At 33.4% G+C, this 17,814-nt stretch carries 13 protein-coding genes; 5 read left to right on the top strand and 8 right to left on the bottom strand.

The features are described 5' to 3' along the window. Nucleotides 1-479: 479 nt before the first annotated feature. Entirely contained in the window at nt 480-1,046 is a 567-nt protein-coding gene (locus BLT84_RS03390; protein ID WP_091262905.1) for a DUF3109 family protein, read from the bottom strand. 148 nt (nt 1,047-1,194) lie between these two features. Here BLT84_RS03390 and BLT84_RS03385 point away from each other — a divergent pair, with 148 nt between their 5' ends. Together BLT84_RS03385 and BLT84_RS03380 are read left to right on the top strand one after the other, a co-directional pair. Beyond that, entirely contained in the window at nt 1,195-1,770 is a 576-nt protein-coding gene (locus BLT84_RS03385; protein ID WP_091267979.1) for a MarC family protein, read from the top strand. A gap of 76 nt (nt 1,771-1,846) precedes the next feature. Then, the gene (locus BLT84_RS03380; protein WP_034887490.1) at nt 1,847-2,044 is read left to right on the top strand and encodes a hypothetical protein; all 198 of its coding nucleotides are present in this window, start codon (nt 1,847-1,849) and stop codon (nt 2,042-2,044) included. Between the two features lie 526 nt (nt 2,045-2,570). On the opposite strand, the gene BLT84_RS03375 is transcribed toward BLT84_RS03380, so the two are convergent. The 5 genes from BLT84_RS03375 to BLT84_RS03355 all read right to left on the bottom strand — a co-directional run bounded on the left by BLT84_RS03375 (nt 2,571) and on the right by BLT84_RS03355 (nt 6,546). Further along, nucleotides 2,571-2,876 carry a hypothetical protein gene (locus BLT84_RS03375; protein WP_034887492.1) on the bottom strand — a complete coding sequence of 102 codons (306 nt, stop codon included), beginning with the start codon at nt 2,874-2,876 and terminating at the stop codon, nt 2,571-2,573. 13 nt (nt 2,877-2,889) lie between these two features. Further along, nucleotides 2,890-4,479, bottom strand: coding sequence for a S41 family peptidase (locus tag BLT84_RS03370; protein ID WP_091262904.1), 1,590 nt, complete (start codon nt 4,477-4,479; stop codon nt 2,890-2,892). Further along, nucleotides 4,476-4,907, bottom strand: a complete 432-nt coding sequence (locus BLT84_RS03365) for a deoxycytidylate deaminase (RefSeq protein ID WP_034887496.1) — start codon at nt 4,905-4,907, stop codon at nt 4,476-4,478. Before BLT84_RS03365 ends, BLT84_RS03370 begins: the two co-directional genes overlap by 4 nt. A 27-nt stretch (nt 4,908-4,934) precedes the next feature. Next, the gene (locus BLT84_RS03360) at nt 4,935-5,522 is read right to left on the bottom strand and encodes a HupE/UreJ family protein (RefSeq protein ID WP_091262902.1); all 588 of its coding nucleotides are present in this window, start codon (nt 5,520-5,522) and stop codon (nt 4,935-4,937) included. 145 nt (nt 5,523-5,667) lie between these two features. Continuing rightward, a complete protein-coding gene (locus BLT84_RS03355) occupies nt 5,668-6,546 on the bottom strand; it encodes a DUF808 domain-containing protein (protein ID WP_091262901.1) in 879 nt (292 codons plus the stop codon). Between the two features lie 194 nt (nt 6,547-6,740). Here BLT84_RS03355 and BLT84_RS03350 point away from each other — a divergent pair, with 194 nt between their 5' ends. Together BLT84_RS03350 and BLT84_RS03345 are read left to right on the top strand one after the other, a co-directional pair. After that, complete coding sequence (locus BLT84_RS03350) at nt 6,741-12,455, top strand: MG2 domain-containing protein (protein ID WP_091262900.1); 5,715 nt, start codon at nt 6,741-6,743, stop codon at nt 12,453-12,455. 58 nt (nt 12,456-12,513) lie between these two features. After that, on the top strand, nt 12,514-13,185 hold the full coding sequence (locus BLT84_RS03345; protein WP_091262897.1) for a hypothetical protein: 672 nt from the start codon (nt 12,514-12,516) through the stop codon (nt 13,183-13,185). 75 nt (nt 13,186-13,260) lie between these two features. Here BLT84_RS03345 and BLT84_RS03340 read toward each other — a convergent pair whose 3' ends face one another. After that, on the bottom strand, nt 13,261-14,085 hold the full coding sequence (locus tag BLT84_RS03340; RefSeq protein WP_091262895.1) for a mechanosensitive ion channel family protein: 825 nt from the start codon (nt 14,083-14,085) through the stop codon (nt 13,261-13,263). Between the two features lie 241 nt (nt 14,086-14,326). On the opposite strand from BLT84_RS03340, the gene BLT84_RS03335 reads away from it, so the two are divergent. Continuing rightward, complete coding sequence (locus BLT84_RS03335; protein WP_091262893.1) at nt 14,327-15,457, top strand: hypothetical protein; 1,131 nt, start codon at nt 14,327-14,329, stop codon at nt 15,455-15,457. 126 nt (nt 15,458-15,583) lie between these two features. On the opposite strand, the gene BLT84_RS03330 is transcribed toward BLT84_RS03335, so the two are convergent. Then, nucleotides 15,584-17,710, bottom strand: coding sequence for a catalase (locus BLT84_RS03330; protein WP_091262891.1), 2,127 nt, complete (start codon nt 17,708-17,710; stop codon nt 15,584-15,586). Between the last annotated feature and the right edge of the window lie 104 nt (nt 17,711-17,814).

Raw genomic sequence — 17,814 nt, 5'->3', positions numbered from 1 at the left:
ACAAATATTCAAAAATCTAATAGATATTGAAAGAATTATGAGCAAACGTTTTCAACAAAGTAATGAACATAGAGGCAAAATCCTCATCTTATAAAAATGTTAAAATATAAATATAATTATCAGAAAAACAGTTGTTTGTGAAGTTTTTACTAGGCTTGAGAGAAGATGTGTTAAAATGGGTTAAGCCCTTTAAAACTGCAGAATTCTATTAAAATTTCAGACTGTTGATAATTGATGATTTAAGCATGAGAAGCAACAATAATGATACTTTCTCATTCTTAGCTTAAAAGCGGAAATAGAATGAAGTTCTTAATATAAGGCTTTATTATTTCTGAAATATAGCAAATATGAACTCAGTTTGATTTGAGAATGGAAATTGCAATTTTAGCTTCAATTAATAAGATGATCTAAACTGAAACTAGACAGGATATTTCTTGGGGAATTAAATCTTTATACCTGCTAAAAAAATGTATGGTTTATTATTTAGAGATGGAGGCTGCTGTCTTCTCCAGTTCCATATACCAGTCTTCACCAAATTTTCTGATCAAGGCTTCTTTTACGAATTTATAAACTGGTACCTGAAGTTCTTTTCCTAGAGAACAAGCATCATCGCAAATATGCCAATGATGATAATTAACTGCTGAGAATTCAGAATAATCCTGAACTCTAACTGGGTATAAGTGACAGGAAACCGGTTTTTTCCAAGATACTTCTCCTTGGTTATAGGCTTCTTCTATCCCACAAAGAGCAGTAGATTTATCGAAGATCACATAGGCGCAATCTGCTCCATTTATAAGTGGAGTTTCAAGTTCTCCATCTTCTCCGGTAATTGAGGTGCCTTGAGCCTCAATAGCTGCAATTCCTTCTTTCCTTAAAAAAGGTTTTACCTTAGGATAGATCTCTTTTAGAATTCTTGCTTCCTCTTCATCTAGAGGTGCTCCGGCATCGCCATCTACACAGCAAGCGCCTTTACACGCAGAAAGGTTGCACACAAAATCCTTTTGGATTATCTCTTCAGAAACTATGGTTTTGCCTATTTGAAACATGGCGCAAAGATATTTATTTAAGCCGAACTACCTCAAACTTTTGGCCGCAATTTATCAAGCTCAAATTCAGTAAAAATTAGCTTCATATTCGTTTATTTTTAGTCTGATAAAGTGTAATTTTGCAGCCTTATTTTTAATAATGATTTTGATGAATATAGATTTTAGAGAAATAGCCACTGCTACCATGATTTTATTCGCTGTAATAGATATTATTGGAAGTATTCCTATTATTATAGATCTGAAGAAAAAAGCAGGGAAGATACAAAGTGAAAAGGCTTCTATAGTTGCCGGAATTCTGATGATCGTTTTTCTATTTTTAGGGAAACAGATCTTAAATTTGATTGGGATAGACGTAAACTCTTTTGCGGTTGCCGGTTCCTTAATTTTATTCTTTCTAGCTTTAGAAATGATACTCGGAATTACGCTTTACAAAGATGATGCTCCAGAAACTGCTGCCGTTGTGCCGTTAGCATTTCCTTTAATTGCAGGTGCCGGAACCATGACTTCCATACTATCTCTTAGAGCGGAATATGAAACTATTAATATTATTATAGCAATTATAGTTAACATCATATTTGTCTACCTGGTTTTAAAATCTTCTGGGAAGATCGAGCATTTCTTAGGAAAACAGGGAATCAATGTGATACGTAAGATTTTTGGTGTAATTTTGTTAGCAATTGCAGTAAAATTGTTTGCAGCAAATATTCAAAATCTGTTTGCGTAATAGATTTAATTGAGAATGAATAAGTTGTAACAGGCCTGAATTAGGCTTTTAAACTTATTACTAAAATGTTATTCAGATGAAAATTTTAATCTACATATTAATGGCAATGTCTTTAGCTGTCATTGCCTATAACTTTACAATTCTAGATTTTAATAATGTTTTGGAAGGCGATAGTACTATTGCTCTAATTGGAATCTTGGCCGCTAGTTGCGTTTTAGTCCTATTAGGTATTCTACTCACTTCTAAAGCTATTGAAAGAAAATCTAAATTATAGTAAGATTTTTTTTTCAACTATTACGGTTTGGAACTTCAAAAAGTTTAAATTCGAAAGCTTATTCTTTCTCTACTAACATGATAGATTTGTAAGAATACACTTACACTGCTTAATTTTATTTAGTTTGATTTTATCAAATCTTAGATAATTGGATGACATCGCGCGGTTGTTGGTTTAAACGGATTTACCTCAAGATTTATTAGACGTTCAATATTATCATTAACAATTTTAAAATGCTAAGTGTAGCTTATCTCCTTAGGTTGGTGCAATTTAAAGTATGCGCCCTTATAGATTGTTATTTTTACGTTTTTCAGTTCTTATTCGCTGCGCTTAAAATGCCTGTTCGTTTCAAGAAAATACATATATTTTTGAAATTAATGAACTAAGATTTGGTGATTTTGCTATAAGTGAAGGAGTTAAAATTGCAGAATAAATCTTTAAGGATTAGAACTCTAAGCAATTGATTTTTAAAATTTTGGAATCTATTTGATGAAAAGGGATTTTATTTTAGAGATCTCTATATCTATTAAAATAACATGAAATAAGTGATGACAGTTACCGGAAGTGAAGCGATCATTAAAATTATAAACACGCGGTGGATCTTTCTATAAATAAGGGCTCTTTTTAATTGCCTTTTGAATTGATGATCTCCAGAAGAATGAATTTGCTCTTCAATAGCTTTTAAAGAGACATTAGAGGAATCTACGAGGATTTCTTTCTGTAAAAATAACAATGCACTATTATCTAATAGTCTGAAGCTCACGGCTATTATGTAAAAAAATAGCGGTGAAAGCAATAGAAAAATAGCCGTATAGTCATTATAAGCGTCCATTATCACGAATATATTAATTTGACTGCGATAATTCTATCACTTTTTGGATAATTCGGTCATCTATATTAATTATCCGTTGAAATTCATTAGTGCTAAATAACTGCTCTGCCATTACGGCTTCTAAATAGGTCTTTAAAATAGGAAGGTTATTCTTGATATCTAAAGGTATATTTTCATCTTTCGTAAACTTGAAAAAATTAGATATTGTTTTATCTGTAATCATTTCTCGGTCCTTAAATTCTTCCCAGGTTAACTTGTTGTAAAAGCTTCTATCTCTTTCTAATTCCTGAAAAATGAACTTACTGAAGAGTCCCGAAGATCTTAGAAGAAAGGACAGGGCTTCTTTCTCAGAATTTGTATCCTTAGGAATAAAAATATCCGGAATAATACCTCCTCCACCATAAACTATCTTACCTGCAGGTGTGGTATATTTTAAAGAATCTGTTACATGTATGCTATCTGCATGCGCAAGTTCACCGTTTTTGTATCTACGGATGTAATCATTAAAGTAAGCTTCATTGCCTAAATTATAAGGTTTCTGAATAGATCTACCGGTAGGGGTGTAGTAACGAGCTATCGTAAGTCTAACAGCGCTTCCATCGCCCAAAGCCATTTCTCGTTGAACAAGACCTTTTCCATAAGAGCGTCTACCTATAATAGTTCCTCGATCATTATCTTGAAATGCACCGGCGACGATCTCACTGGCAGAAGCAGAATTTTCATTGATAAGAACGTATAGAGGTTTATCTTCATAATTCCCCTTATTTTTAGCAAAGGTTTTTTCTATAGCGCCAGATTTGTTCTTGGTAAATAAGATTAGGTTTCCGTCTTTTAAAAATTCATCTACAATATTTACCGCTTCAGATAGATAACCTCCAGGATTATCTCTAAGATCTATGGCTATTTCTTTTGCGCCTAAAGTTCTTAAGTGTGAAAGGCTCTCTTTAAATTCCTGATAGGTAGTTTCTGAAAATCGATTAACCTTTATATATCCCAATTTATCGGTTAGCATATAGGCAGCATCAATACTTTTAATGGGAACTCTAGATCGTTCCAATTCAAAATTCAGCAATTTATCAACGCCTTTTCTGTAAACCTTCAATTTAACCTTAGAGTTCTCTTCCCCCTTTAGTTGTGCTATTATGGAATCTGTACCTAGATCTCTATTAAATAATTTTTGATCATTAGCATATAAGATCCTATCTCCGCCTTTAATCCCTATTTTTTCGCTAGGTCCTCCTTTCATAGGCTGAATAACTACAATGGTATCTTCCACTTGATAAAAGCTCACTCCAATTCCTACAAAATCGCCATTCATATTCTCGGTAACGCTGGCATATTCCTTTTTGGGAATGTAAACAGAATGTGGATCTAGATTTTCGAGAATTTTATTTACAGTAACGTCTACAATGCTATCCGTATTAACCTCATCTACATATTCATATTCAATATAATCTATAAGCCTGTTCAGCTTTTCTTTTTTGCTATTAGAACTAAATAACACCTGCTCTTGAGTAAAATTGAGCTGTGACCCCAAGATCAATCCTGCGGCACACGCTAAACCTAATAAAAAAGGCAGGTATATTTTATTTTTACTCTTCAATCTTCAAGTTCTGTTATTTGAATAATTTCTATGCCTGCTTTTTCCAAGAATTCTATCCCGGAATTGTCTTTATAGCCTTCTTTATAGACCAACCTCTTTATTCCTGCCTGGTGAATAAGTTTACTACATTCTTTGCATGGTGATAGGGTAATATACAAAGTAGCGCCCTCACAGGACTGTGTAGAAGAAGCAACCTTTAAAATAGCATTTGCTTCGGCATGAAGTACGTACCATTTGGTATAACCCTCATCATCTTCGCAATAATTTTCAAAACCTGTTGGAGTACCATTATAGCCATCAGAAATGATCATCCTATCTTTCACAATAAGTGCGCCAACCTGCTTCCTTTTGCAATGAGATAATGCACCCCATTCTCTTGCTATTCTAAGATACGCTTTATCATATCTTTGTTGTTTCTCATTTCTCATAGTTGAAAGCAATATCTTGTATTTAACTTACCACAGCTGCATTAAGGTTTCTTGTAAGATGGGTAGCAGTATACCAATTACAATAGCAGAAATAACTAAGATCCAATCTCTGCGATTCACTTTTAAAACTTTCAAAAAGATAAACGTGAAGACCAATACAGAAAGTACTACTATAATTTGAGCAGCTTCTATTCCTAAAGTAAATTCTAGAAGCAATAAAAACTTATTCTCCATTCCTGAAGCTATCATCTTAAAATAGGTAGAAAACCCTAATCCATGAATTATTCCAAAAAAAACGGTGGTGATATAAAGTAAAAGAGCATTTTTATTCTCTTTCTTTTTAGCAGTAAAAAGATTAAATAGTGCCGTAATTAATATAGAAATTGCAATGAGCGCTTCAACATATTTGGTGTCTACATTTACAATTCCGTAGGCAGAAAGCATTAAAGAAATAGTGTGTCCTAACGTAAAAGTAGAGGCTAAGTAGAGCACTTTTTTCCAACTGGAAAATGAATAGGATATAACAAGTGCAATTAAGAAAAGAATATGATCATAAGCTTGCCAATCTAACACGTGTTCAAGGCCTAACTTAAAATATAACCAGAAATCAGACATATTTTATAAAGATAAAGTTCGAAAGTACGACTTCTTAGAATATTGGCAAAGGGAGCAGAAGTTCAAATTTCAGCAATTATAGAACCCTATACTTATATATCTTTCTGATTAAATCTTGCATTGGGATTAACAGATCTTTCTCTACTTAATTAGTTCTCACAGCTTTCCAAGATTTTTTACCAATGTTCACCAAACCTAGCATCAGAATTCCAGCTATAAGTCCAAGAAAGAATTCTACAACTATTGCCGGAATGTTCTCAAATAGGCCATGTAGGAAATCAACGTTATGCGAGAATATTCCGCCTGAAACGAGTAATAAAGCTATGGTACCAATTACAGATAAACTTTTGATCACCTTTGGTAAAGCAGCTACTAGAAACCTACCAAGTTTGTCTGAAAAGCTATCATCTCTATCATTCATATTAATAAGTTTGGCTCCAAATTCATCCATGCGTACTATAAGAGCTACTATTCCATAAACTCCCACCGTAGCAATTAAGGCAATAATGGTTACTACTATTATTTGTGAAACTATAGGTTCTGTACTAACCGTACCTAGAGCAATAATTATAATTTCTACAGAAAGGATAAAATCTGTTAGAACGGCAGATTTAATTTTGTCTTTCTCTCTAGCTAAAACCTCTTCCTCAGAAAGTTCTTCTAAAACCGGTTTTTCTGTTGCATGAGCATGTGGAAATATATATTCATAGATCTTCTCTGCCCCCTCATAAGCAAGATACAATCCACCTATAATTAAAATAATTGTTATGGCTACAGGCACAAATGCACTTAGTAGAAATGCAATGGGTAGAATTATTATTTTATTTAATAAAGATCCTTTGGTAATTGCCCAAAGCACAGGAATTTCTCTGGAAGACATAAAGCCAGATGCTTTCTCTGCATTCACAGCTAGATCATCCCCTAATATCCCTGCGGTTTTTTTACCTGCCACCTTTGTCATAACAGAAACATCATCCATTAAAGCAGCAATATCATCTAACAATGCAAAAAATCCAGAGGCCATATTTATTTAATTAAAATTAATGAGCCGTAAGTTCTATCTTTTATATGAATTGTGAAAAAATTTATCTGTTTGTTAGCATTTGAAAGACTTTATATATGATTCCATTAAATCGATGTAAAGTTCAATCTATAAATTTTAGCTTTTCATTATATTACCAACTCTATACGTTCGAATTTTACTTTTAATTTATACCCATGAAAAATTTTCTTCTAGGAATAATATTTCTATTTACCTACACTGCATTTTCTCAAGTTAGTAATTACCAAAAAGAATGGCAGGAAATTGATGATCTTGAAATAGAAGGAAAAGTCTCTACAGCAAATGAGCGTACCAAAACTTTAATTGAAAATACATTTCAAAAAGGAGACCTAATAGATTATATCAAAGCGAAGGTATATCATTACAGGCTTTACCAGATCAATCATGAAAATTCTGAGCAGTACATTTTAGACGATTTAAATGTTGCTATAAATAAGATCCCTTCTCCTTATAAAAATATTCTAAGAAATTATAAAGCAATATATCTCTCAAAATTTTATAAGCTTAACCGTTGGAAGTTTAAAGATAGGAGCCAGGTATTAGATACAGCCCAAAGAAACCTTGCTACTTGGTCTCTGCCGATTCTTTTGGATAGTATTAAAATCACATTTAAGAAATCTCTGGAAAATCAAGAGCTTCTATTTAACACTTCCAATGCTGATATTTCTGAGATTCTATCCAGAGATTCCTTCAACGCAAGGTACAAGCCAAGCCTATACGATGTTCTTTCTACCAATGTTTTAGATTTCTTTGAAGATTCAACTTTTTTTATAACTGAATTCGGGGACGAAAAATTCAGCTTTTCTGAAGATCAATTATTTTCTGTTACTCCAAAATTTTATGAACAAGTAATTAATGATGTAAGTTCTTCTGCTTTGGAAAGAATAAAAATATATCAGCAACTAGAAAAAAATCACGCTGAGAGAAATGAGGTAAAGTCACTTATCTTTTGGAAGTTAGAGCGTTTAAAATTCTCAAAAGAACTGTTAGCCACAGATGTCGCTAATAAACTATTTTTTGATGCATTAGAAGCACTATCAAAAGATCATACCAATAAAAGAGCTCAAGCTATGATCCTTTATGAAATGGCTAATTATTATTATGAACAAGCTGAAGAAAGAGGAACTGATGAGAAACTCAAAAACCCTGATTTTTTGAAAAAAGCCATTGCGTTATTGGATATAATAGCCTCAGAATATGCTACAACTCCCACCATTCAGAACGCAACTAAGTTAAGGGCTCATATTACTAAACCTTATTTTAAAACTGAAATTCAACAATTTTTACCCTCAGAACAATCTGGTCGAGCTTTAATTACCTACAAGAATATAGACACTTTATATTATAAGACATTTCCAGTAGTGTCTAATTTTTTTGAAGATATAAACTATAAGGATAGAGATAATTTTGTGAAAAAGGCTGCTTCAAAATTCAGCGATAGTTTACAGGTTATACTTCCAGAGCCGGATGATTACCGCACTCATACTACAGAGGTGATTCTTAAAGCAAAACCTTTGGGCAATTATATGGTGTTTTTTTATTCACCTGATGGCGCTCTTAACTATGGGATGTACCAAGTTACAGATCTTGCAGTTTCTAGTACTGTATTTAATTTACATACCGTTTTTAATGTTTCTAATAGAAAAACGGGTAAAGCACTAAAAAATGTTCAGTTAAATATTAATTCTGATAATGGGGATAATGAAATTAAAAAATATACAGATTCTAATGGCGAAGTAACAGTTGCCAATGTTAGCTCATATTATGATAGGAGCAGAAACTACTACATCAAAGGAAAAGATACTCTGATAAGTTATTTGAATAGAGCTACGATTAACAATAACAAAGAAGCTACAGAACCAATAAACGCTAAGACCATCTTCTTTCTAGATAGAGCAATTTATAGGCCGGGGCAGAAAGTATATTTTAAAGGGGTGTTGCTACAAAACAAGGACAATATAACCTCTGTGGTTGCTAATGAATTTATAGAAATTTATGTAGATGATCCAAATAGAAATGAGATCCTAGAACTAAGATTTAAAACCAATGAGTTTGGATCTTTTACAGGAAGTTTTGATCTGCCAAAATCTGGTATTACTGGAGAATTTAAGATCTATGCAGAAGAAGATACAGCGTCTAATACTGAATTTTGGAATGAGATTTATAATAAAGGCAATTTTCAATATTCATCTAAATTCTTTAGTGTAGAAGAATATAAAAGGCCAACGTTTGAAGTAGCTTTTGATACTATTAATAAAAGTTTTAAACTTCAAGATAGTGTTAAAATGTCTGGTAGTGCAAAGTCTTACATGGGTGCTGCTATAACCAATGCTATGGTTAAATATGAAGTTACAAGAGAGGAAATGATTGCGTCTTGGTGGAGATATTCCTACTCCAATCCTGTAATTATTAAAACAGATTCTGTTCTAACACGAGATACCGGAGATTTTGAAATTAATTTTATTGCTGAAGCAAAAAAGGAAGGAGTTACCAACCCCTTTCAGATATATAGATATTCAGTCAAGGCAAATGTTACAGATATAACTGGAGAAACCAGAACCGCTACAAAAACGGTTAAAATTGGTAATAAGAATCTAATTTTGAGTTTAGATGTTCAGAAATCCCTTGATTTAGGAGATACCCTTCAAATGTCTTTTTCATCTAAAAATCTTAATGATTCAAAGGTTCCGGTATCTGGAGAACTAAGGATCTACCAATTAGAAACGCCAGAAAAAAATTATAAAGCGAGGTGGTGGGAAGCTCCGGAATTTAATTTAATTACAGAAGAGGAGTTTAGCACACATTTTCCAAATGAACCTTACTTAAACAAGTTGCCTCCAGAGCAATGGCCAAAAACTAGCATGGTTTATCAATCTAGTTTTGAGTCTGATGGAGAATTTGAAGATAAGCTTCAAATAGCTAAAGGTTGGAAAGAAGGTAGTTATCTTATTGAAGTAGATGCCAAGAGCTTAAATAGCGAAGGGGTTTCTAAAGCCATTTTTAATATTAACAATCCAGAGAGCAACTATTTGAATAATGGCCAGATTCTCGAGGTGACTATTGTCAATAGAGAAAATATAAAAACTGATGGTTATGCGGAAATCAAAATTAAGACACCTTATAAAGATCTTCATTTAAAGGTAGATGCTTACAGCAATAAAAATGCTGTTATAAGAAAAGATTTAATTATGGTTGATGGCACAAAAACCATAAAGATACCTGTTAAGAACTTAGAAGAAGCAGCGTTTAAATTGGTGGTAAGTGGAATTCGTGACAATAGAGTAATTGAATTTCAAGAAATAATAAATTTTAAAGCTGACGAAAAGGCTCTTTTAATAGAGGCTAATACCTTTAGAAATAAAATTCAACCCGGGATAGAAGAAAAATGGAGCTTTACTATAAAAGATAGTGATAATAAGATTCCAGATGCAGAGGTGCTGGCATCTATGTATGATGCTTCTTTAGATCTTTTTAAATCTAGTAGGTGGAATACCACCACAGATCTAGAGTCTGATTATGGCAATTATCCATATTTCAGGTCTTCGTATATGGTTAATACCATGAACCTTTACGCAAACCATAATCCTTCTTGGGGGTATAGACCAACGGAGCTTTATTTTAATCAGCTAAGAACATTCGGATTTAGCTTTGGAAGTAAAAATAATTGGTTTTACAAGAACTATTTACAAGCTAAAAAAGCCGAAAGTGGCTTAGTTTTAAAGGGTAACGTGAGAGGGAAAATAATTGATGAAAAAGGATTGGTATTACCCGGAGTTAATGTTTTAATTAATAATAGTACCACTGGAACTCAGAGTAATCTTCAAGGAGAGTTCGCATTAGACGCGAAGGTTGGAGATGTTCTTAAATTTTCATTCATAGGAATGAAATCGGAGGAATATATTGTCATGAACGAATCTGAATTTGTTTTGGTTCTACAGAATGATAATACTCAATTGAACGAGGTAGTTCCAGCTCCACAAGCAGAGACATCAGCAGGAGGTTCAGAATTGAATGCAGAGATGATGCTACAAGGCAAAGTTGCGGGAGTAGAGGTATTAAATGAAGTTATATCTATACGGGGGAGTTCTACTTTAAATAATGCTAAAACTCCGCTATTTGTAGTAGATGGTAAGCTAGTTACCACGTACGATCTTGATTCTAAAGATATAATTAATGTGGAGGTTTTAACTGGAATGGAGGCAATTAGCCTATATGGTACAAGTGCATCTAGTGGGGTGGTTATAATTACTACCAAAGCTGGAGTAGCAGACCTTCAAAAAGTAGAAGCAAGAAAAGATCTGGATGAAACAGCCTTTTTCCTTCCTCAGTTAAAATTGAATGAAAATGGTATGCTCGAATTCAGTTTTACAAGTCCTGAAGCTCTTACTCGCTGGAAATTGAGATTATTAGCGCATACAAAAAACTGGAATGTTGGAAGCTTACAAAAAACAATAATTACTCAGAAAGAATTTAGCGTTGTACCTAATGCGCCTCGCTTTTTAAGAGAAGGAGATACCATCATTTTTAAGGCGAAAATCAGTAACCTTTCTAAAGGAACCTTAACAGGAAATGCTATTTTAAAATTATTTGATGCGGTTACTATGCAGCCTATAGATAATGCGATGAATAATTCTGAGAGTCTCAGGGCTTTTAAAATGAATTCTTCAAAAAGCGAAGTGATTTCATGGAAATTGGTGGTGCCAGATACAGTTGGTGCTGTAACCTATAGAATTTTGGCAAAAGCCGGAAATTTTACGGATGGAGAAGAAAATCTGCTGCCAGTTCTAAAAAATAGAATGCTGGTAAAAGAAAGTATTCCATTTTTTGTTCGGGCAGGAAAAACGGAAGAGTACGTTTTTAAAAATCTAAAAGAGCAGCACTCATCAACATTAAGAAATCATAAATTCACTATCGAATACTCTTCCAATCCTGCGTGGTATGCTATACAAAGTTTACCTTATTTAATGAATAATGAATATGAAAGTTCTGAACAGATCTTTGCCAAGATCTTTGCAAATTCTGTTGGAAATCATATCCTCAATTCTCAACCTAAAATTGCGGCTGTATTTAATGAATGGAAAAAAGATAGTTCTTTAGTAAGCAATCTGGAAAAGAATGAAGACCTAAGATCTATACTCTTGCAAGAAACCCCTTGGGTTATAGATGCAGAATCTGAAACTGCCAGAAAGAAGAGAGTTGCAGAATTATTTGATATCCAAAAGATAAATCTAGAATTAGAATCTGCTCTTGCCAAACTTGTACAATTGCAAAATCCTTCTGGAGCATTTCCTTGGTTTTATGGCGGAAGAGATAATTTTTATATAACTCGAATTATTTTAACAGGGTTTGGTAAACTTGAAAAGCTTGGAGTTGCTTTAGATTCAAAAAGTTTTATAAACAATGCGATTGTATACTTAGATAAGGAGTTTTTAAGAATAGAAAAGTTAGATACTTATTATAGAAAAAAAGATGATTTCTATAAAAGTAATTATGCTTTGTCTTACTTGTACGCAAGAATTTATCATCTTAAAAAGCATCCATTACCTAAAAAACATCAAGAGTTAGTAAACAAAATTATCAAATTTCAAAAGGAGGAATGGTTACAAAAATCATTGCATGATAAAGGAACCTTATCATTGGTGTTAAATGCATTTGGAGAAGAAGAAGCAGCAAAAAAGATCCTTAAGTCTTTAAAGGAATCTGCAGTTCGCTCTCAGGATAATGGAATGTATTGGAAAGAAAATCAATCTTCTTGGTCTTACAGCAGAACATCGGTAGAAACACAAGCTATGCTTATAGAAGCTTTTAGTGACGTGCTTAATGATGAAGAGGCTGTAGAAGAAATGAAGATTAGGCTTTTGCAAAATTAAGCGAACCACCCATTGGAATACATCAAAATCTACTACGGCAGCTTGTTATGCTCTTTTAATGAAAGGGAAAGATTGGCTAAGTATTTCAGATAATACTGTTATTAAAGTAGGGAACAAAATGATTAAACCCGAAAAATTAGAAGAAACTAATAAGGAAGCAGGTACCGGATATCTAAAAATAAATTGGAGCGCGAAGGAGGTATCTAAAGATCTTGGAGATATTCAAATTGAAAATAATAATACTACTGCCGGTTATGGCGGTGCCTATTGGCAATATTTTGAAGATCTGGATAAAATAAAGGATGATTCTGAAAGTCCGTTAAGCTTAGAGAAGGAACTTTATCTGAATCTACCAGATAATAAGTTAAGGAAAATAACATCTAATACTCCTATTAAAACTGGAGATCTGGTAACAGTAAGATTAGTTGTAAGAAGTGAAGCAGCTATGGATTTTGTGCATCTAAAAGATATGCGTGCAAGCGGATTTGAACCTACTGATGTGTTAAGCGAATATAAATATCAGGATAGTACAGGATATTTTCAAAGCACACGAGATGCTGCCACTCACTTTTTCTTTGACTCCTTAAAGAAAGGTGTTTACGTATTAGAATATACAGTTAGAGCTAATAATGCCGGAAGATTTTCTAATGGGATCACGCTTTTAGAAAGTATGTATGCTCCAGAATTTTCTGCTCATACTAAAGGGATTCGAGTAGAGATCAAAAATTAGTATTATAGTTTTAGAATACATTAAAAGCCTGTTTTTACAGGCTTTTAATGTATAATTATTTCTCTCAAATAAATATTATGAAGGATCCTCTTTATAGATTTTATGTTTGGGAATTGGTATTATAATTCCTTCTCTATCTAATTCCTTTTTAACTGCTTCTAGTTGCTCCCAGTATGCCGGCCAAAATTCTATAGATTCTACCCAGCATCTAGCTTTTATTTTCATTTGATATTCACCAATCTCATTTAGCCAGACATCTACCGGTAAATGAGTTGCTAATTTTGGATGAGTGTTCATGCCATTAGTAACAACTCTTCGTATCTCATCCATATCTGTATCAAAAGAGAATTTTAGATCTAGGTCTATTCTTCTATATTTCTCCATAGTGCGGTTATCTACGTCGCTGTTGGACACATTCCCATTAGGCATTGTAATTATTCTGCCATCAAAAGTCTTTATTCGAGTGTATAGTATATCAATTTGTTCTACAAACCCCAGATTGTCGTTTACATTAATTAGGTCCCCGATCTTAAATGGTTTAAAGACCAAAATAAGCACCCCTCCTGCAAAGTTCGATAAACTTCCTTGTAAAGCTAATCCAATTGCAATCCCGGCAGCTCCAAAAACTGCAATAAAGGAAGTTGTTTTTATTCCTAAGATAGAACCAACTACAAAGAAAAGAAAGCCATAAAGTAGAAATACACTAAGACTTTCCAAAAAAGTTTTAAGCGAAAGTTCTACCCTAGATTTTCTAAGAGTTCCTTTTAATATTCTCATCAAGATCTTTATCAGGAATATTCCGAAAATAAGGATCACTAGAGCGTAAATAAGTTCTGGCCCAATTTCTAATAAAAATTCTAGTAACTGCGATTTTAGTTTTACCCAAAAGTTTTTATCCATGTTAAAATATTATTTAAATGGCTAATATACAGAAGCACAAAAGAAGTTGATATATTATAGAGAGATTTGGCTGATGTAAGTGTCTAATAATGAGACGTGATTGCGTATTTGGTTTTTTAAAAAACAGTAATTAGGAAGCATTATTAAAATAAAATAGAGTAGCTTTAAGTGCTCAAATTCAGGAACTTATATTTTTTATTCTTAGCTAAAGGTCTTAAATAAGTCATTTTAATTATAGAGAATGAAAATTTCTAGTCAATTTTTCCTGATTTTAATACTTCTGTTTGGCTGTAAAGCTATAGAAACTAATGATGCTGTATTAGAGGAAGCCAAGAGCTTCAAGAATTTTAGAGGTTTTGAACCTGTAGATCCTACAGAATTTAATGATGATATCTTAATTGTTCAGGATGGATTAATTGCCAGTAAAGATCTTAAACTATTAAATGCTGAAGAAACTCTGGGTTTTTTAAACAATGAGACGGTTTTGGTCTCAATAGGGCAATTGACATCCGAAGGTAAGATAGCCTATATCCCTTTTGCTATATCCAAAAAGAACACCAGCTATAAGGTGACTATGGATTATATGAAATATGCAACGCTAGGCCAGCGAGATGAAAGAAACAATTTTATTGGTTATAAGCGGGTAGGGGTTGGATTACGACTTATTTCATTAATTACCACCGCAGAGGCAGGAATTAACATAAGTGACCTGTATTCGATTGGACTCGCTGCTAAAGCCGGGAAATTGAGCGGAACTTTAATGATTGAGGTAATTGGAATAAAATCTAAAGATGTAACTACATTATTGCCATTGCCATCAGAAATAAACCAAACCACCATCCAAAATGCAATGCAGGCTTTGGCAACCATAAAATCTAAAATTTATGATGCCGATACAAAATTATATCCGCAGGTAATGGCCATTAAAGTAGATATAGGTGCGCGAAATCAAAAGATAGCAACAGTGAGTGCTAATAATAATACGCCCATTGTATCTGCAGGAATGAGCATGTCTTTAGATGATGATAAAGTTGAAGATTTAGATGATAATAGTATCAAACTTCAATTCCAGAACAATACTATTGGTACCGGCTCTAAAGAAATGAAGGCTGCAACATTAGAACGAAAAGCTTTATATTCTTTATTAGATAAAAATGTAGAAGGAGCACTTAGAAACTTGGAAGAATGTGAACAAGTTTTACCGGGTTATCACAGTGTTTATGAGGTAATGATTCTTCTTAAAAAAAATCGTGTTGCGCTACTAGATAAGGAAGACTCATTATGGCAAGAAGTTTACAGACAATTGTTAAATAATTTCTCATGGAGAATACCGGAATCAATTAAAAAAAAGCTTAGAGATTCTACTAATTAAAATTCTTCTATATGGATTCTTTTGTCTAATCTTTATTTTTATAGATAGCATTTCAGTTTGTGTTAATAAAAGATCCCGACATGTTATTATCGGGATCTCTATTGAATTTAGTATTAATTGTAAGTATTAAGCTGGGATCATTTTAGCTTTATCTTCTCTATCCCAGTTTCTATGGTCTGCAATAGCTTTAATGAAAGCTGAAGGTTTTTTATTGATAAATACAGCAGCATCTTCTTTAAAGTCTTTACCAAAAGTATCATCAAATAGATCTTCTCCTTCTCCATCCATCGCTATAGCTTTACAATGTTTTAAAGTCTCATTGATGAATTTCTTTGCCTTGGCATTTTCTTTTAAAGCCTTAATGCTTTTTGAACCACCGGGAATATATATAGCATCAAAAGCAACACTTTCTGTAGTCATAAGTGCAGCATCTACCTTATGTGTTTTGCTATCTGATCCTTTTACCGTTCCACCATGAGTAGCCACTATATTTACAACAGCATTTTCTTTTTCTAAGGCCTGTTTCATGATAGTAACATGATCTGCATTAAATCCATCACTTACTAAAAAAGCGATCTTTCTAGTAGCAATAGTATCTGTTTTAATATGCGTTTGGCTTAGAGCTTCAGATTTATCTAGATAATCCTTTCTTTTTTGAGGCTCATTTTTAGTGCCATCATCATCTGCTCCAATAGCTTGGTTTATTGGTTTTTCAACACTAGAAGGAACCTTTAATCCTAAATTATCTGCAACCTGTTTAGCAAGATCTTTATCTATCTTATCAATGAGGTATAACATACGCTCCTTAATATAGTCTTGGGTACATTTTCCAAGTTCAAAAGAGTAAGCGTCTACAATGTGATTTTGTTCCCAATCTTTTAAACTTCTATAGAAAATTCCCGGTTGTGAATAATGATCGCTAAAGCTCTCGCTTCTTGCTCTTACTTTATTAGCATCTATTCGCTCTTCATAACTTGTGAATCCACCTTCAGCCATTTTTGCTAAATGAGGACAACCACCGCTCATAGAATTTGGGAAGTAAGCGGTATTCCCTTTATTAACCGTCATTCTCATGTGCCCGTCTCTCTGGTTATTATGTACCGGATTAATAGGTCTATTAATAGGGATTTCATGAAAGTTCGGACTTCCTAATCTAGAAAGCTGAGTATCTGTGTAAGAGAATAATCTTCCTTGTAGTAATGGATCATTACTAAAATCTATTCCTGGAACTATATGTCCTGGGTGAAAAGCGATCTGTTCTGTTTCGGCAAAGAAATTATCTGGATTTCTGTTAAGAGTCATTTTACCAATTCGCTGTACCGGTACCATCTCTTCAGGAATAAGCTTTGTAGGATCTAAAAGATCAAAATCAAACTTATGCTCATCTTCTTCAGGAACTATTTGAAGACCGAGTTCCCATTCTGGAAACTGACCAGAATCTATAGCATCCCATAGATCGCGACGATGAAAATCGCTATCTGCTCCATGAAGCTTAACCGCCTCATCCCAGGTTACAGATTTTACCCCTAATAATGGTTTCCAATGAAATTTTACGAAGTGAGATTTCCCTTCTTTATTTATCAATCTAAAAGTATGGATTCCGAAACCTTCCATCATTCGTAAACTTCTAGGAATGGCACGGTCGCTCATTGCCCAAATATGGTTATGAAGCGTCTCTGGCGTACGAGAAACAAAATCATAAAAAGTATCGTGAGCAGAAGCTGCCTGAGGAATTTCTCTATGTGGCTCTGGTTTAACAGCATGAATTAGATCTGGAAACTTCATAGCATCCTGAATAAAAAAGATAGGCATATTGTTTCCTACCAGATCAAAAATTCCCTCTTCAGTATAAAATTTTACAGCAAAACCTCTAACATCTCTGGCCATATCTGCAGATCCCTTAGATCCTGCCACGGTAGAGAATCTGGTAAACACAGGGGTTCTCCTATTAGTATCTGTAAAAATTCCGGCTTTGGTATATTTCTCCTGACTTTTATATAGTTCAAAATAACCATGAGCTCCGCTTCCTCTTGCATGCACAATGCGTTCTGGAATTCTTTCATGATCAAAATGAGTGATCTTTTCTCTTAAAATAAAGTCTTCTAATAGTGTTGCACCACGCTCACCGGCTTTCAAGGAATTATTGGTATTATTAACCTTAAGTCCTTGATTGGTAGTCATAGTTGTGCCCTTTGGATCTGAAACATTTTGCTGCATCTCCTCCTTCTTTGCATTATTTTTTTCTTCCTTCATTTCTGTGGTTTTTGCTTTCTTAAAATTAGAATTAACCTTCTAGTGTCGATTATAAAGGATTGTTAAACAATAGTCAAAGCTTTCTTAAATTATAGTGCAACAGA

It is taken from the genome of Gillisia sp. Hel1_33_143 (assembly GCF_900104765.1).
Lineage (GTDB): Bacteria > Bacteroidota > Bacteroidia > Flavobacteriales > Flavobacteriaceae > Gillisia.
This window is presented reverse-complemented; position numbering and strand designations above follow the sequence as displayed.

What these genes read in the sequence shown, in the direction of transcription:
- BLT84_RS03385 (WP_091267979.1), top strand. Translation starts at nt 1,195, where the DNA reads ATGAATATAGATTTTAGAGAAATAGCCACTGCTACCATGATTTTATTC.
- BLT84_RS03340 (WP_091262895.1), bottom strand. Translation starts at nt 14,085, where the DNA reads ATGGATAAAAACTTTTGGGTAAAACTAAAATCGCAGTTACTAGAATTT.
- BLT84_RS03360 (WP_091262902.1), bottom strand. Translation starts at nt 5,522, where the DNA reads ATGTCTGATTTCTGGTTATATTTTAAGTTAGGCCTTGAACACGTGTTA.
- BLT84_RS03380 (WP_034887490.1), top strand. Translation starts at nt 1,847, where the DNA reads ATGAAAATTTTAATCTACATATTAATGGCAATGTCTTTAGCTGTCATT.
- BLT84_RS03335 (WP_091262893.1), top strand. Translation starts at nt 14,327, where the DNA reads ATGAAAATTTCTAGTCAATTTTTCCTGATTTTAATACTTCTGTTTGGC.
- BLT84_RS03390 (WP_091262905.1), bottom strand. Translation starts at nt 1,046, where the DNA reads ATGTTTCAAATAGGCAAAACCATAGTTTCTGAAGAGATAATCCAAAAG.
- BLT84_RS03355 (WP_091262901.1), bottom strand. Translation starts at nt 6,546, where the DNA reads ATGGCCTCTGGATTTTTTGCATTGTTAGATGATATTGCTGCTTTAATG.
- BLT84_RS03345 (WP_091262897.1), top strand. Translation starts at nt 12,514, where the DNA reads ATGAAAGGGAAAGATTGGCTAAGTATTTCAGATAATACTGTTATTAAA.
- BLT84_RS03375 (WP_034887492.1), bottom strand. Translation starts at nt 2,876, where the DNA reads ATGGACGCTTATAATGACTATACGGCTATTTTTCTATTGCTTTCACCG.
- BLT84_RS03330 (WP_091262891.1), bottom strand. Translation starts at nt 17,710, where the DNA reads ATGAAGGAAGAAAAAAATAATGCAAAGAAGGAGGAGATGCAGCAAAAT.
- BLT84_RS03365 (WP_034887496.1), bottom strand. Translation starts at nt 4,907, where the DNA reads ATGAGAAATGAGAAACAACAAAGATATGATAAAGCGTATCTTAGAATA.
- BLT84_RS03350 (WP_091262900.1), top strand. Translation starts at nt 6,741, where the DNA reads ATGAAAAATTTTCTTCTAGGAATAATATTTCTATTTACCTACACTGCA.